10 protein-coding genes and 5 pseudogenes are annotated in these 17,598 nt (G+C 30.2%); 9 read left to right on the top strand and 6 right to left on the bottom strand.

The window, feature by feature from the left end:
• Positions 1 to 83: 83 nt before the first annotated feature.
• On the bottom strand, positions 84 to 1,055 hold the full coding sequence (locus ABLV90_RS00180) for a replication initiator protein A (protein WP_427707108.1): 972 nt from the start codon (positions 1,053 to 1,055) through the stop codon (positions 84 to 86).
• A 492-nt stretch (positions 1,056 to 1,547) separates the two neighbouring features.
• Here ABLV90_RS00180 and ABLV90_RS00175 point away from each other — a divergent pair.
• The 3 genes and pseudogenes from ABLV90_RS00175 (at position 1,548) to ABLV90_RS00165 (ending at position 4,425) form a co-directional block, all read left to right on the top strand.
• Positions 1,548 to 2,246 (top strand): annotated as a pseudogene (locus tag ABLV90_RS00175) (DUF536 domain-containing protein).
• A 251-nt stretch (positions 2,247 to 2,497) separates the two neighbouring features.
• Entirely contained in the window at positions 2,498 to 2,872 is a 375-nt protein-coding gene (locus ABLV90_RS00170; RefSeq protein ID WP_460871913.1) for a GA module-containing protein, read from the top strand.
• Between the two features lie 128 nt (positions 2,873 to 3,000).
• Positions 3,001 to 4,425: a hypothetical protein gene (locus ABLV90_RS00165; RefSeq protein ID WP_460871912.1), complete on the top strand. Its 1,425-nt coding sequence runs from the start codon at positions 3,001 to 3,003 to the stop codon at positions 4,423 to 4,425.
• Positions 4,426 to 4,618: 193 nt separating this feature from the next.
• Here the strand turns inward: ABLV90_RS00165 and ABLV90_RS00160 are convergent, their stop codons facing one another.
• Positions 4,619 to 6,721, bottom strand: a complete 2,103-nt coding sequence (locus ABLV90_RS00160; RefSeq protein WP_460871911.1) for an amidase domain-containing protein — start codon at positions 6,719 to 6,721, stop codon at positions 4,619 to 4,621.
• A 217-nt stretch (positions 6,722 to 6,938) separates the two neighbouring features.
• Here ABLV90_RS00160 and ABLV90_RS00155 point away from each other — a divergent pair.
• From ABLV90_RS00155 to ABLV90_RS00145, 3 genes and pseudogenes are all read left to right on the top strand, one after another.
• A pseudogene (locus ABLV90_RS00155) lies at positions 6,939 to 9,790 on the top strand (YhgE/Pip family protein).
• An 85-nt stretch (positions 9,791 to 9,875) separates the two neighbouring features.
• A complete protein-coding gene (locus tag ABLV90_RS00150) occupies positions 9,876 to 10,331 on the top strand; it encodes a MarR family winged helix-turn-helix transcriptional regulator (protein WP_460871910.1) in 456 nt (151 codons plus the stop codon).
• 3 nt (positions 10,332 to 10,334) lie between these two features.
• A pseudogene (locus ABLV90_RS00145) lies at positions 10,335 to 10,910 on the top strand (aldehyde dehydrogenase family protein); the annotation flags it as partial.
• Between the two features lie 726 nt (positions 10,911 to 11,636).
• On the opposite strand, the gene ABLV90_RS00140 reads toward ABLV90_RS00145, so the two are convergent.
• A complete protein-coding gene (locus tag ABLV90_RS00140; RefSeq protein WP_460871909.1) occupies positions 11,637 to 12,569 on the bottom strand; it encodes a DMT family transporter in 933 nt (310 codons plus the stop codon).
• 125 nt (positions 12,570 to 12,694) lie between these two features.
• Between ABLV90_RS00140 and ABLV90_RS00135 the strand changes: the two are divergent.
• A pseudogene (locus tag ABLV90_RS00135) lies at positions 12,695 to 14,108 on the top strand (PLP-dependent aminotransferase family protein).
• 240 nt (positions 14,109 to 14,348) lie between these two features.
• On the opposite strand, the gene ABLV90_RS00130 reads toward ABLV90_RS00135, so the two are convergent.
• Positions 14,349 to 14,693 carry a winged helix-turn-helix transcriptional regulator gene (locus ABLV90_RS00130; protein ID WP_002508649.1) on the bottom strand — a complete coding sequence of 115 codons (345 nt, stop codon included), beginning with the start codon at positions 14,691 to 14,693 and terminating at the stop codon, positions 14,349 to 14,351.
• Between the two features lie 90 nt (positions 14,694 to 14,783).
• Here ABLV90_RS00130 and hxlA point away from each other — a divergent pair.
• A pseudogene (hxlA, locus tag ABLV90_RS00125) lies at positions 14,784 to 15,417 on the top strand (3-hexulose-6-phosphate synthase).
• Between the two features lies 1 nt (position 15,418).
• Positions 15,419 to 15,967, top strand: a complete 549-nt coding sequence (gene hxlB, locus ABLV90_RS00120; protein WP_107523618.1) for a 6-phospho-3-hexuloisomerase — start codon at positions 15,419 to 15,421, stop codon at positions 15,965 to 15,967.
• A 286-nt stretch (positions 15,968 to 16,253) separates the two neighbouring features.
• On the opposite strand, the gene ABLV90_RS00115 is transcribed toward hxlB, so the two are convergent.
• Positions 16,254 to 17,189 carry a low temperature requirement protein A gene (locus ABLV90_RS00115; protein WP_057511682.1) on the bottom strand — a complete coding sequence of 312 codons (936 nt, stop codon included), beginning with the start codon at positions 17,187 to 17,189 and terminating at the stop codon, positions 16,254 to 16,256.
• 28 nt (positions 17,190 to 17,217) lie between these two features.
• On the bottom strand, positions 17,218 to 17,598 hold a 381-nt coding region (locus ABLV90_RS00110; RefSeq protein ID WP_460871908.1), incomplete at its 5' end, for a hypothetical protein.

Here is a 17,598-nt window from a genome sequence, read left to right as displayed (position 1 = left end):
TTGACCAAAATCCGTTTCATTCTTTTAAGACACTGATTGTTAAATAGTCAGATGAGATACTGAGTATTTTGATATTTTTTTGATTATTGATTAAAGATATTATGTTGTTTCATGTTTTGACGTCGCATATAAAGCGCATGTGTTTCTTCGAATTCAGCTTTAATGGATTGCATTAAATACCCTTGCATAGCTTCAACGCTTTCATTCTTTTGTAGCAACATCGCTTTAAAACGTTTCAAGACACTTACAATTTCAAACTCAACATCTTCTAAACGGTAATAGGTATCATGTGCATTATTAAATGATTTCTTACCTTTGAGTAACACACTTTTAATAATCCGAATTTCTCTAATTTCAAATTTACTTAAATAGTCTTGAAGTTGTTGAGGCAATTCTTCGAGAACTTGGAACTTAAGTGCGTCATTATTAAATTCGGTTTGTTGATGATTTGTATGATCCGGATGATTACTTTTTATTGAATTGGTATATGTATCATTCAAGTCATTCGTATCATTATTCTCAGTCTCAATATAGTCAGTATTACTTAAGTCAGTATCATTTGTGTATTCTTTTGATACGTCATGACGTATGTTATTAATATCTCTTGACGTATCATTATCATACTTCTGGATATATGATAATGATACGTCCGTGTTATCTCGCTGTTCTATGTCGTTTTCTTGTTGTGAAATATGATATACATCAGCTTCTGTTACTTCCGGTTTTTTAATATATAATTTATTAGGTTTATTTAACCCTACTCGTATTTGATTAAATAAATCAGCTTGAGTTAATTCTTTTTTTATTTTAGATAACTTATTGGGACTGCTAATGTTTAAAATAGACTTAAGCTTTTCATTGGTATAAATAAAAAATATATCTCCGTTTTTATCTACCCAATTATTCCGTATAGATAAATCTAAACGATCCCTTAGTATCGACCAAGTGATTTTTGCGTCATTAGACAATTTAGTATACTTAGGATTCGTAAAAAACACTTTAGGTAGTTGGTAAAATTTTTCTTTTTGGATTTCTTTAATATTAAAGTTGGACATACAAAAACCTCTTTCATATATGAATTTTAAAAGAGGTAATAAATAAGCTATAAGTAAGTTTATATGTATTCGACTTGCACTAATAATTCTTAATATATATAATAAGAATATAACAACTATATAAACAGACAAACCACTTGTTTTATTACCGAAGAAACCTGACTATTCCCGTAGTCGGGTTTCTTTTATATATACTTATATTAACACTTTTAAAAGTTTTGTTAAATTGTTTATATACATTTGTATGTATGCATTTTCAAAGAAGGTTAAAACTTCGTATAATGAACTTATACGGATAAGTCGTATAACGCTGTATAAGTGCCTATACAATAAGTATAGCAGGTATATAACCCTATATAAGTTGTGGTATATAGATATACGTATATTTATATATATAACCCTATATATTTATATGAATAGGGTTGCATTAACAAGTATAATAACTATATAATGATATGGATGTTATATATATAACTATACGGAGGGCATTATATGAAGAGTATGAAGGAAATTGCCGATGAGTTAAACGTTACAAAAATGACTGTTTATAATAATGCTAAAAAAGCAAATGTAAAATTCCAAAAGGTTGATAATGTAAATTATTTAGCAAGCGAAGATGAAATTATAGTGGTAAACCGAATAAGAAAAAATCAAAATAAACATGATAATTTTGAAAATGAAAAAAAGAAGAAGAAGAAGCTAGACCTAATAATGATAATCTGGTGAAAGATGAGACAATAAAACATTTATATAACCAGTTAGATATATATAAAGAACAATCAAATAGAGATAAAGAGCAAATAAATACACTTAATAGACTTTTAGAAAATCAACAAATTTTAGCTTTGGAGAGTAATAAAAAAATTCAAAAGCTAGAAAATCAATTAGAAGAAGAAAGACATCTTAACTATTCTTTTGATACAGACGACTAATGATAGACAAAACGTTAATGCGCAAGAAGTAACTTTTACTGAAGAAACTCCAAATATCAACCAACAACAAGAAGAAAATCAACCATCAGAAACTGAAGTGGAACATAAAGATATCCCTGAAGAGAAAAAAGGTGAAAGTATAAAAGAAGATGAATTACCAAAAGATGATAAACTATCTGAAGAAATCAAAAGTGAACCTGATGATAGGGAAGAGGAACCACCTAAAAAGGGGTTTTGGAGTCGTTTATTTGGTAACTAACTGTAATTAAAGAGGCACGACAAGTCATAAACTTGTCGTGCCTCTTTATGTAGATTGAACTTCTGATAAACCATGGATTATGTTAATAAATCAATAGTGAAAATCATTTTCATTTTAAATTTAAGTTAATTTATCAATAAATTTGAACATAATATTTATTTTTTAATGATATAGTATTTCAATATTGCTATTTGAATAAAGTTATATAACCTATATAATGAGGAAGAATAATTAGAAGAAAGGTGAATTTAATGAAAAAGTTAAGGTATAATAATTTAAATAATAAAACCAGATTAAATCATCATTTTAAATTTTCTAGTGTGGCACTTATTATTAGCACTTCTTTAATGGGATATAGTGTGATTTCAACGCCATCAGTAGAAGCAAAAGATAAGGCTGATTTAAATATTGAGACACATTCGAATAGTGAAAATACGCTAGAAAAACGCATTCAAGAAGGTAAAGAGAACATTGATAAGCTAAAAAACATTAAAGATAGTCAGAAAGATGCTTCTATTAAAGAAATTATAAAAGCTAAAAGTACAGAAGAAGTTGAAGAAATATTGAAGAAAGCAAAAAAGGTTGATAATAAAATCATTGAACAGAATAAAGTGCGAGTCATTTAATTGAAAATGACAAAAAGGAAGTATCTGAAGACAAGAAAAGTGTAAAAAGTGAGTTAGATGACCAAAAAAATATAACTTCTTCTGTTAAAGAAAATTCTAACCATATTGAAGAACAAGATAGTAATGAATTGTTCGATCAAGAAGGTCTGCAAGATAATACGTTTGATGCTAATTTAAATCAAAGAGATACAAAGAAAAATATAGCTCATTTGTTTGATGATAGTGATGATTTTTCCAATTTAGTTGATAGGGGTAAACTAAATAAAAAAAGTGATGTTAAAGAAAATAACCAAGACGGTTTAACATTTAAAGATACATCTAATACTGAGAGCAATCAAATACAACAACCAGATGAAATTAAAAAAGACATTGATAAAGTTACGACAAACCATTCAAAAGTAAAAGATAATTTAGATTATTATGTCGAAAATAAAGAAAATAATTTAAAGATATTGGATTCAAAGCTTTCTGAACGAGACTCCATATCTGCTAAAAACAAAGAAAAATTGAAAAAAGAAATAGAAAAAACGCAACAAAGTCTAAAGAAACAAAATGACGTTGTATTAAATCATTTACAATCTGTAAATAATAAAGAACAAGCTGTAAAAGATATTGTTAGTGGTACTTTTGATGAAAAGAGTGCACAATCTATTTTAGAACGTATAGATACAAAAGGTAAAACAGATCAACAAATCGCGAATCAAGTTGTTAGTGAGTTAGATAACTTATCTACTACTACGAGTGATGATATTTTAAAATCTATGTTTGATAAAACATCTGATAAGCAAGAACTTATTAAAACGATACTATTAACTAAATTTGATCATATAGATACATCAAAAATCGTTGGTGAAATAATGCGTAAAAATCCGAGTAACGAACAAATTGTAGCTTTAATCAAACATCATTTTGGTGACAATGTTACAAGCGATGATATTTTAGAAAATATATTGGACCAATCTCATGATAAACGTAAAGCTTTAGAAACAATGCTAGCTACGAAATTAAATGATGCTAAAGCTAAAGTGCTTGCCGACGTTATTGCCAAAAAAGAAGATTCTAAGCATAGCTTATTAAATCTAATGAAATCGGGAATTAATAATGAGTTGAATGATTTATTAAAGGCTGATAAAGATATAAGTAAATTTAAAGATGATATGCATGGTTTGTTTGAACCATTAAAATATACGCCAAGTTTATCAAATAAATTTGATGGGAGTTTGTTAGACAGAGGTGAACAGATGCGAAAATTAAGTGGAAATTCAAAATTACTTGGTACACCAAGTCTATTTGACGATTTATTCAATAGAAACAGTATATTAGATGGAATTAAGGATATATCTAATCCTTCGCCTGGTCGTGCTTTATCTCTAGGTGATTCCTCGGGTAGCTTTTTAAGTGGTTTATTTGACAATAATGGTGATTTTTCTTTACCTGATACAGGAACAGTAGTAAAAAAATCAACAATTCCATTAGGGATTCTACTTTTCATTATAGGTGGTGGATTAATATGGTTCACCAAACGAAATAAATCGAAAAATTGTAAATATTAAATTATAACGTATTTTAGTACGAGTTAATTCATATAGTATATTTAAAATGCTCCATTCAAAGTGAACACTAGTAAGTGGAACTTTGAATGGAGCATTTGTATTTTGAATGATTAAAAGCTAAATTAAACACTTTAATAAATAAAATAAAGGGAATATTTAAATTTACTAGTTATTACCTGTAATGTAACTCAATTCAGTTGCGAGCATCTGCATCAATTGTTCTATAAGAAACGATACCAAGTCCTTTAATGTTTGATTCTGATATAACGATAGAACCATCATCGTTAACTTTTTCTACAAAAGCTACATGACCGTAGATCTGGTCTGCCCCTTGTTGACCTGCCTCAAATACAACGGCAGTGTGAGCTTTTGGTGTTGAAGAAACAGCATAATCTTTTCTTTCTGCTCGATTATTCCAGTTTCGTGCGTCGCCTAAATCACCACTCACATATTTGTCGAACTGTGCCATGCGATTATAAACATACCATGTACATTGCCCATGAGGATAAGGAGAGTCATTTGTTGTTTCTGAAAATGGTTTGAAAGCTGAATCATAATCATCGTTGTTCGCTTTGTAGTTATCTAAATCAGGCATTTTTTTATTATCAAACTGTGTTAAGTCATAGTGGTTGATAATACTATTTAATTTGTCGGCGTATTGTGAATCAGTCGCGTATGTGGTAGCCAAATGCATTGTTGCTGAACGGTAACTATAAGCTTCACTTTTCCATGTTGGTTTATAAATGTCCTGGTTACCATCGATGCCATGTTTGATTAAATTGGCATAATCTTCCAATGATTCTTTTTTGCTTGGATAGTCGCGGAAGTTTGCTGAAATTTGGAACGTATGGTTGCCATTATCTTCGAGTGTATTAAATGTAGCCGACTGACCTTCATAAGCTCCTTTTATTCCAAATAAATTGAAATGTGGTGAACTAGCAAGATCACTAGTGCCTGAGTCAGATTCTAATATGGCTTGGGCAATCATAACAGATGCATAAATATCTTCATCTTGACCTATGTCGTGAGCGTCTTGTGCAACTGTTTTAATAAAATCTCGTGTATTTTTACTTTCAGTAATTGTTATATCGTTAGAATTGTTATTATCATCCGATAAATTTGGCAATTGTTGGAAAGTTGCAGTAGATCTGATGTTTGATTGGTTTATGTCGTTTTCAAATGATTGAGCTGGCTTTTCTTTTTTAGCTAATTGTGATTCAGAAGGTAATTGAGGGTTAGCATTTGTATTCGACGCCTGTTTCTCAGAATTATTTTCCCTACTTTTACTATTTCCATTTGATAAATCATCTTTTTGAGCATCATATTGTTTTTTATTATTTTTAGCATCTTCACTATACTCGTCTAAAATTGCATCTAATACTTTATCGTCAGATTTTGTATCTGATTTATCAGCATTTTCGTTATCGCTGTTGGCATTATCGTTTTCAGTAGCAGGTGTGTCATTATCTTTGTTGTCTAGATCATCGAGCATCATTATTTGCTTCTTCATAAGATCGATCTTGTTGGGAGGATTGTTTTGACTCACCATCATCTTTTTTTGATTTTTATCAACTGGAAGTTTGTTTGATTCAGTCTTATTATCTATATCATCGTTCTCTGACTTCTCAGATGACTGTACATCATCAATGTCATCTTGTAGTGAACCCTTATCTGAACCCTTATCACTATTTTTTTCTAAATTGTTAGTATTTGATTCGTCACTATCATCCGAATATGTCGTATTTGGATTTATTTGATCTATAGATGTATCATCATTTTGACTGTCATTCTCCTCGTTTTGTACATCGTTATTCTCTATAGTAGAAGTTTGTTTCGTTTTATTATTAGAGAACAGTTGATTTAGTAATTCAGATAGCCCATCATTGTCACTCTTAAAAGGTTCTCGCTTGAAAACATTCAAACTATCATAAGACGATGAATCATTAAATGAATTTTCAAATGAACTCAGTATTTTTTCGTTGGATGATTCATTATCAGAAGTTTTATGTCTTTTATTATTAATATCTTCTGTAGTCCTTTCATCTTTTGTACTATTTAACTTACTCTTGCGTTCACTATTTTCCTTTTCATCACTAGATTTATTCTTTTCATCATTTCCATTTTTTGATGAATGTGATTGCTTAGCTTGCTCCTCATCTTTTTCCTTATACACGTCATTTGATTCAGAAGTTGTGGCACTTTTTTCTAAAGATTCGGCACTAACATCGTTGATAGAAAATGATGGAATAAGTAAAGAAGTTGAAAGCAAACAGACTAATAATTTTTGTTGCTTCATGAAAATACCTCTTTTCTAAAATATATTACTTTGCTATGTACAAACTATGGTTTGTCTTGGTACACTATAAACAGACTTAGATTTGGTTGATACGTATCAACTAAAAATGGATAGACTTCGTTAATGCATTCAGTATATCAACTTATATGAAATTAACAAATAGTAATTTTAAATTTATGTAAGAAAAATCAATAGATACAGTTTTAGAGGTGTATAAATGAAGAACGCAATAAAATTATTTATAATGGATTTGAAAAAGATTGCTAAGACGCCTGCTGTTTTAGTGATTTTAGGAGGTTTAGCACTTCTTCCTTCTTTTTATGCTTGGTTTAACTTAGAAGCGACATGGGATCCATACGGTAATACTAAAAATATTAAAGTGGCTGTTGTAAATGAGGATAAGGGAGATACAGTTAAAGATAAAAATGTGAACGTGGGCAATAAAATTACCAATAAACTAAAGAAAGATGATAACTTTGATTGGCAATTTGTAAGTCGAAAAAAAGCCGATCATGATTTGAAGATGGGCGATTATTACGCGGCCATTTACATACCAGAGAAGTTTACACACCAAATTACCGGCACACTTCGAAAAAACCCACAGCAAGCAGACGTAGAATACAAAGTGAATCAAAAACTTAATGCGATTGCGCCTAAAATGACAAATGCGGGGACGAGTGCCATTGTTCAAAAAGCAAATGAACAATTTAATGAGACAGTAACAAAAGCATTATTAGATGAAGCAAATCGACTTGGCGTGAAACTTGAGGAAGAAATTCCAACCATAAATAAAATTGAAGATGCAGTATCTAAAGCTAATGATTCTATACCCAAAATTAATGATTTTGCTGATAAAATAATATATTTAGATGAAAATCAGGATGAAATTGACAATTATGCTGATGAATTTAGAGCGTTAGGAAATCATAAAGGTGAAGTTATAGATGCTTGCAGATAAATTAAACCAAGTTAATGCGGCCATTCCGACATTAAATGAGCGAGCTAAATTGATATTGGCATTAAATGACTACATGCCAAATATTGAAAATGCCTTGAATGTTGCATCTAATGATGTACCAGAAGCTTTTCCAAAAATTAATCGTGGTGTAGACCTTGCAAGCGCAGGGGTTGACGCAGGGCTACAAAGCCTGAATGAAGCGCAAGGATATTTACCTGCAGTGCAACAGCGTGTCGAAGGCTATCAAAAAGTCGTTGATAATGCACAGGAAGCAAATCAAAATGCTAATAATCGATTACAAGAAAATGTTGAAACTGAGCAACAAAGTTCTAAAGGGTCAGATAGTTATTCAAATATTAAAACTTCGCAAATAAGTAATGGTAATAGCGACAATGCTGGAAATAATCAAAATGGAACAGCAATAAGTAGTGAAGATGTAAGCGCAATGGAATCTTCACTATCAAAATCATTATTATCTTTATCCAATTATACCGACAAACAAGCGGAAAGTAGTCAAGAAGATATTAATGCGCTAAAAAATGTCACTTACGGTATTATATCTACAGATAAGCCAAAAGATTTCAAAGAAACTTTAGATAATATTAAATCTAGACTTGAAGTAACAAGTAAGTCCAATCAAAAATTTATAGATATATTATCAGAGCTTGAAGATAGAGAAAATGTAGATCTTTCTGATGAGATTAAGGAATTAGAATCAGCAAATAATAGAATTAATAATTTAATTAAGACACAAAATCAACTTAGTGAAGCACTTTCGAATGGAAGTTCTGGTAAAGAAGAAGCAGTAGAATTACTTAAAGAAATTCCACGCGTGAATAGTAGCTTAGATGATTTAAGAAACTATATTAAGTCAGAACTAAACCAAAAATTATTAGATGTATCTAATGATGTGATGTCATTATTAGATGACGGCGATATAAAACTATCAACTGTTCAATCGAAATTAAACACAATTGATCAAGTTATAAATTCAGGAGAAAGTATTTTAACTACTGGTAAGGATAGAATTGAGACGATTCAAAGTGCACTACCAGTCATTGAACAAAGATATATGGATGCAATGTCTATTGCTCAAAATTATTATCCACAATTTAAACAAAGTGTTTCTAACGCAAGCATCATTTATTGAAAATGACTTGCCAGGTTTAGAACAACAATTATCTGATACAACAGCAACTGTGAACAATACAATACCTACACTGTTTAATCGCTATGATAATTTGGTAGATATTTTAGATACAAATCAACCACGTGCAAAAGAAAGCTTGCACAATTTGGCAGATTTTGCACGTAATCAATTACCAGATGTTGAAAAAGATTTGGCTAAAGCGAACAAACTATTTGATGAGATTGAAGACGACGATGCAGTGGATAAAATGGTAGACCTATTGAAAAATGATTTGAAAAAACAAGCTAATGTAATCGCAAATCCAATTAATATAGATCAAAAAGACATATTTCCTGTGAAAGACTACGGTTCAGCAAGCACACCATTTTACACAGCATTAGCAATATGGGTAGGAGCTTTATTACTGGTAAGTTTATTAACGACAGATAATAAACATAAATCATTAGAGCCACATCTAACGACAAGAGAAATTTATCTAGGAAAGAGTGGGTTGTTCTACACGTTGGGTATTATCCAAGCACTCATCGTATCAATTGGAGATATAGTGATACTGAAAGCGCAAGTTGAATCTGTTGTATGGTTTATTGCTATATCAGTATTCTCATCACTTGTATTTATTTCAATTGTATATACTTTAGTGTCATTGTTAGGAAATCCAGGGAAAGCAATTGCAATCATCTTCCTTGTACTACAAATAGCAGGTGGTGGAGGAACCTTCCCTATCCAAGTTACACCAGAGTTCTTCCAAGTCATTCACCCTTATTTACCTTTCTCTTATTCAATAGATGCTTTAAGAGAAGCAGTTGGAGGACCTGTACCTGAAATTTTAACTAAAAAATTAGTGATACTTTCATTATTTGGTATAGGATTTTTATTAATTGGTGTTATCTTTAAACCAATTACTGATCCACTGATGAGAAAAGCAACTGAAAAAGCTGAAGAAAGTGATGTAATGGAATAAAGTTATTATGCTTATAATAAGTAATATTTAATTTTTAAAAAATAAATGATGGTTGAAAAACGATAGTTTAGTAAGGAAGGTTAATATGGAGCATAAAGAGGGAAACTTAGAAATAATAATTAACCAATTCTATGATGCTACAGCGAATATTAATAAAGCAATTACTAACATGGTTAAAGAATTGGAACCAGGTCGTTACTTATCTTATGAACAAATAGAAACAATGTATTTTATTCAGCATAATGAAAAAGTATCGATTAACTACTTAGCAAATAAGCAACGTACTTATAAGACAGTCGCATCAAAACGTGTTAAGAAGTTAGAAAGCAAAGGTTATGTGCAACGAGTTTATTCGAATGATAAACGTACTAAATTAGTGAGTTTGACGCATAATGGAGAACGCTTATTAAAAGAAATGAAAATAAACTTAACAAAAGAAATAAAGTTACTTTTGTTAAGTTGTTTTGTTAGAGAAGATTTTGAAAAATTTATGTATCAGCTCATGAATTTTGAAAAGACATTTTTAAAAAAGTACTACTAGAGTAAGTTAATTTCACGTCTAAAAGAAGCCTTTTCAAATATTAAAGTAGGCGATCCATTGGATGAAAACACACAAATGGGTAGTCAAACAAGCCAAGAACAGATGGAAAAAATCCAATCTTATATTACTTATGCAGAACAATCTAATGCTGAAATTCTCACAGGAGGTAAACGTATTACTAACGATGGTTTAGAAAGTGGTTACTTTCTAGAACCAACATTAATCGCTGTTAAAGATAATGCTGATAAATTAGCGCAAGAAGAAATTTTTGGTCCTGTTTTAACAATTATAAAAGTAAAAGATGACGAAGAAGCAATTAAAATTGCTAATGATTCTGAGTATGGTTTAGCAGGAGGCGTATTCTCTCAAGATATTACACGTGCGTTGAATATTGCGAAAGCTGTAAAAACAGGTCGCATTTGGATTAACACATATAACCAAGTACCAGAAGGCGCGCCGTTTGGTGGTTATAAAAAATCAGGTATTGGCCGAGAAACATATAAAGAAGCCTTAAGTAATTATCAACAAGTTAAAAATATATTTATTGATACAAGTAACGAGTTAAAAGGGCTATATTAATAAATAAAATGTGATACGACATATTGATATTGCAATTTTAAGAAACGAATAAATTAGGTTATAATATTCTACTTAAACCATGGTAGAAATCGAAATTTAAGTAGTGATTGAAAACCGATTTTTTTGATTTAGATAACTGTTATTTTATATCAGTTAAAAGACTCCTTATTTAAAAGGAGTCTTTTTAATTCATCTCTTTATAACTATAAATTAAGTGAATAAATTAATACATAAAAATCATATAACAGAAGATGTTCATTTAGGTTCTGATAACGACCTATTCAAAATCGATATTGAGACAAAAATTAAATTTGAAAAGTTTAATTAAAAGACAATGTAGAAATATTTTTATTCTTTGTTTATTTCCTTTACGAGATAATAATCCATAAAGAAAATACAAATGTTATCAAATGAACTATGTTCTTCAGTTACATAAAGCGTACATTTTTTATAATATGGGAATACCTGCAGAGGATATTATTGAATTATTAAAAGTAACTCATCCAAAATACGAATAGTTATGTCAATTATTATTTTTATAAAGTTAAGAAATATAATTATATAATCCATGCCTATCAGACGTTAGATTAAATATTGTCTAAATAACCATCGTTTATATCTAACTAATAATTTAACCAGGAATATAAAACGTTCGTTAACGAGCATGTTTTGAAATGATTAAGACACTTCTTTTAAAGAAGTGTCTTTTTTATACTACTTTATAGCTTAAAATTTTTGAAAAATTTGTTTAATTTTCATATTTACTTTTTTCGGTGTAGTTAAAGCAACGACAGCTATAATAATAAATAGTCCGCCTACTAGTTGATAGTATCCAAAGGATTCATTCAACCAAGTAATTGAAATGATAATGGCAACGAGAGGTTCTATACTGGATAAAATGCTTGTTTCAGATGGGGATAAATACTTTAAACTTCCGATATAAAGAAGAAATGAAAGAGTTCCACTTATAATCACACCCAATAACATAATAGTTGTTGTGATTGTTAAGTCTTCAATAAAACTTTGAATACTAAAATTTAAATTTAGTAAAAAGGAAAGTACACCTGCGATTAACATTCCCCATCCAACCACAAGAATGACGCCCCATTTTTTGATTAAAGAAACCGGTTGTATAGTATAAAATGTAAAACCTAACATTGTAAGAATTCCAAAGATAATACCCTGTTTGGTTAGAAGAATGTTTTGATATGAACCATTTGTGATTAAAAAATAGAGCCCTATTAAAGCTATAATTATAGAAATAAATTGTCTGGCAGTCGGTAGCTGTTTGATTTGTATAGATACATAAATTGTAATAAGGATTGGAGCAAAAAACTGAAACAACATAGCCGTGACAGCATTGCTTACATTGATTGCCTCGATAAAAAAGTATTGAGCACCGAGCATACCAATAGCGCCAAATAATATGAGTTGAATTCTATGACCTGAGTACTTCCAAATTTCAAAGATTTGTTTTTTTGAAAAGGAAAGATACAAGAGAAGAAAAATTCCAGCTAATAGTAAGCGAAAAACAAGAAAATCTATGGATGAAATGGTGGAATGTTGAAAAAGCCACTGTATCATAGGACCCGATAGGCCCCAAAGAGTTGCTCCGCTAATAATCATAATAAATCCTATATGTTGATTTTGTTGATTCATTTTAACCCTCCATAGTTGTTGCTTTATATTTCTATGATGTAAAAACTGTACTATTGAGGTATTATAGTGAATATCTGACTCTTTTATAAGTGCCAGTATTTTATTAGTAGAGGGGGCCAGATTTAATGTTGCAGTTAACACCGAGTTTTGATATTCAAGGCAAAGATCCGATTTATATCCAATTATATTCGTATATTAAACAGGAGATAAAAAAAGGGAGTCTATTACCTGGAATGAAGTTGCCTTCAAAACGAAAACTTTCCCAAGCATCTTTGCGTTAGTCAGAATACTGTTGAATCTGCCTATGGACAATTAGTTGCTGAAGGCTACTTAAAGTCACTTCCTAGAAAAGGATATTATGTTTGCGATATTGAGGAAGAGAATTTTAATATAAATCATCAAAATCCCCAGTATGTGGAGGAAAAAATAAATAAAAACGATGGTTATATCTATGATTTTGCATATACTGGTGTTGATACAGAATCTTTTCCTTTTAACCTTTATAGAAAGTTGATAAATGAAATATTTCAAAGTGATAACAAACAAATATTACAGTTAGGCCATCCTCAAGGAGAGCTATATTTACGAAGAGCGATTGCGGATTATATTTACGAAGCAAGAGGAGTAAAATGTTATCCAAGTCAAATTGTTATCGGATCTGGCACACAAACTTTAATGAAGATACTTTTTCTATTATTACCAAGGAGCAAATTTGCTGTTGAAGACCCTGGCTATCATAGGAAAATGATGTTGTTTGAAAAAGAAGCAAATCAAGTAGAATTGGTTCCAATCGATTCAGAAGGTATGCTTGTTTCCCATTTAAGTAAATCTGATGCAGATGTAGCGATTGTGACGCCGTCCCATCAGTTTCCTAGTGGTATGATTATGCCGGTTTCAAAACGCTTACAAATATTGAAATGGGCAAAAGAGCAAAAAGACCGTTATATTATTGAAGATGATTATGATAGTGAATTTCGATATAGTGGTAAACCAGTACCTGCGCTTCAAGGGTTAGATACCGGAGAAAATGTGATTTATATGGGTACTTTCTCCAAATTGCTATTACCTTCTCTGCGTATTAGTTATATGGTTTTACCAATTTCTCTAATCAAGATTTATCAAGAAGACTTTTTCTTTTATGCTCAAACAGTCTCTCGCATAGACCAAAATATCTTAAAAGAATTTTTAAATAGAGGACATTGGGAAAAACATATTCAAAAAATGAAAGTGGTTTATCGAAAAAAAGAGATGTTTTAATTACAGCTATTTCAAAATATTTCCCAGAAAGTGTTGAAGTTATAGGCCAAGACTCTGGTTTGCATTTAACCCTACGTTTAAATAATGGTATGACGGAACAAGAGGCTATTGATCAAGCAGACAAAATTTGGTATAAAAGTAAATTCTGTTTCTGAATACGGGGAAAATGATGGCCAAACCGTCCTCCTTGGCTTTGCAGTACTGTCCATAGAACAAATAAAAGCAGCAGTTAAACTGCTTGCAAAAGCATGGTTTGACAAAAATATAAGTAATCATTATTAAGATTAACTTAAAGCGAAGTATAATTATTAATTATACTTCGCTTTTTTAAATATAGAATCTAATGACCCTATATACACTATTAATATCAGAAAAAATATTTTGTATGTTTAGAGCGTATTTCTATGTCTTTGAGTCGTTCTCTATTTATATCGATCTACTAGTCCATATAAAAACATATCAATATTCCTGAAAGAGATTATATAAAGTTCGGTTCAATTTTTCTTCTTTTAAAAAAATTAACTAATTTTCATTGTTAATTAATTTCAAATATTCATCTCCCCATTCACAAATACCATAGACCACATTGTCGAGAGACAAACCAACACTAGTTAATCGATATTCAACTTTTGGAGGGACTACTGGATATATAGTTCTTTTTATTATCATATCCTTTTCAAGCTCTCTTAATTGTCTAATTAACATTCTTTGATTAATATCTGGTAATTTTTTTTCTAATTCACTCAACCTAAGTACTTCTGATTGTAATAAATGGTAAATAATAGGGATTTTCCACCTACCACCAATTACTGATAAAGCTAAATCTTTAGAAGTGTAAAATAATTTATTATTGTATTCTATTAACAATTTCTTCTCCTCAGTGACATATTTGTCAGTATTGTATTTTCGAATTTATTATACCATAATGAATACATAATATATAGGAGGTAATAACATATGGAATTACAACTAGCAATTGATTTATTGAATAAAGAGGAAGCGACAAAACTTGCGAATAAAGTTAAAGATTATGTAGATATCGTAGAAATTGGTACACCAATCGTTATTAATGAAGGTTTACCAGCGGTTCAACATTTAAATGATAATATAGAAGGCGTAAAAGTACTTGCAGACTTAAAAATTATGGATGCTTGCAGACTATGAAGTAAGCCAAGCAGTTAAATTTGGTGCAGACGTAATAACAATTTTAGGTGTTGCTGAAGATGCATCAATTAAAGCGGCAGTTGAAGAAGCACATAAAAGTGGTAAAGAACTGTTAGTAGATATGATTGCAGTCCAAGATTTAGAAAAACGTGCTAAAGAATTAGACGATTTAGGCGCAGACTATATCGCTGTGCATACTGGTTATGACTTACAAGCTGAAGGTCAATCTCCTTTAGAAAGTTTACGTAAAGTTAAATCAGTTATTTCTAATTCTAAAGTAGCTGTTATTGGTGGTATTAAACCAGATACAATTAAAGAAGTTGTAGCAGAAGAACCAGACTTGGTTGTAGTTGGTGGTGGTATTGCTAACGCAGACGATCCAGTTGAAGCCGCTAAACAATGTAGAGATGCGATTGAAGGCAGATAATATGACTGAAATTACAAATTATCGCTTAATATTAGATGAATTAGACCATACACTATCACACGTTAAAGATAGTGAAGCAAAAACGTTTTTAACACAAGTGATTGAAGCGAATCAAATATTTGTTGCGGGAAAAGGTCGCTCTGGTTTTGTAGCAAATAGTTTTGCAATGCGTTTAAATCAATTAGGCAAATACGCGCATGTTGTGGGTGAGTCTACGACCCCGTCTATTACTGAAAATGATTTGTTTGTTATTATCTCTGGGTCAGGTTCGACAGAGCATTTAAGATTATTAGCAGATAAAGCTAAAGCTGTAGGTGCAGAAGTTGTATTATTGTCGACAAATCCGGCTTCAGCGATAGGTGAACTTGCAAATGCAGTGATTGAATTACCGGCAGGGACGAAATATGATGCTGAAGGTTCAGCACAGCCCTTAGGTAGCCTGTTTGAACAAGCATCACAAGTGTTTTTAGATAGTATTGTTTTAGACTTAATAACTGAGTTAAAAGTTGATGAAGAAGCAATGCAACAAAATCATGCTAATTTAGAATAAAACCTACGAAAGATAATTCATTTTAATACTCCACATTCATTTATGGGGTATTTTTAATTTAAAGACTTTAATTCATACAAATTTTAAAACGATTGTTTGTGATACAAAATCTCTCAATATAAAATTGAGGATATCATTTTCTATTGCATAAAGTTTCTCTAATAAATTGTAAAAATCCTTCAGCTATAACTGAAGGATTTTTGCAGTTTATTTTAATATAATATCTCACGCGTAATTTTTTTCTATAAAGTTAAAGAACTATAAAAAGAAAAGTGTAAAGAGCAATTTATGCTTTCTCCTTATGTAAGCCTATATTTGTTAATATACTGACTATAAATAAAACTAAGAATAGTATGAATCCATATATTTCAGATGTATTCAGATGTTCATGAGATAACAGTTTATTCATAATTAAAAACATCATATCTAATGAAAATATTAATAATAAATGTACATAAATTGTTGTGAATCCTGTTTTGTTTGTTGTGTTTTTATCTGTTGATTTATAGTGATGAACATATATAACAAATAAACACGTAATAAAGGCGAAACATAATGCATATAAAATATTTAAGCGGGTCAATTCAATATTTTGTATTAATAAAACTAGGCCTTCACCAAATAATAAAATCACTAATAAGCTTAATCGTTCAGTCAAATGGTTAAAGAATATAGGGTTACGATATGAAGTCTTATAAAAGAGTAGCGGAAAGACTGCTACGATAAAAATTCCTATAAAATACACCCTAAAATTAATCGGTGATGGCAACATTATAGATATTATAGAAAGAATAATTGTTAATAATAAACCAATCATATAAACTTTAACCAATTTCATATCTACTTTCGCATTGGTAAATTTATAATTAATGAAGTATTGTATAAAAATACTTAGATATACCAAGGCTGACATTAAAACAAATGGAAGAAATGTTTGTTGAAAATCGCTATTTATAGCTTTAGACAATATAACGATTAAATACATATCTATAAACACAAAGATGTATTGATACCATTTTTGATTGAAGAACCTATTAACTAAAAGTGTACGGTAAACCCATATAGAGAAAAAGACGAGAAAAAGCATGAAGCTTTTTCCTAGTTCTTCTAAAGACATTAAATTATGTGAAATGCCTTCTGCAGTCTGATTAATAGTAGATAAAATATAAACAAATATTAAATCGAAAAATAATTCTGTCATGCTGACTTCTCTTTTCTTCATTTTTCCACTCCTAAACCTGGTCTTTTAATTATTTAGGTAAAATTTCCTTCAGTTTATCTGTTTGATCATCTATAGCTTGTGGTCCATTACCAGTTAATAATTTTCTGGTTTTATCATATACAACAAGCGATTTTGTAAAGTTTTTTGTTGTTTTAACATTGAAATTATAGGAAATTAACTTTTTATCTACGTAATAGTGTAACCGCGTCTTTTTATTTTTTATTTTAGGGTACCCAGATATTAACATGAACAACTCACCTATTTTAGGTACTGTAGTTATATGGGCGCCTTCGTATAATGATTTGTCATAATTATACGGTTTACCTTTATCATCAATTCTGAGTCTAGCAGACGTTAAAGCAATGGGCGCATGACATATTAAAGAAGTGATGACTTTTTGTTCTGACAA

Origin of the sequence: Staphylococcus sp. 2S1 (assembly GCF_046721335.1) — a bacterium.
GTDB lineage: Bacteria > Bacillota > Bacilli > Staphylococcales > Staphylococcaceae > Staphylococcus > Staphylococcus equorum_A.
This window is presented reverse-complemented; position numbering and strand designations above follow the sequence as displayed.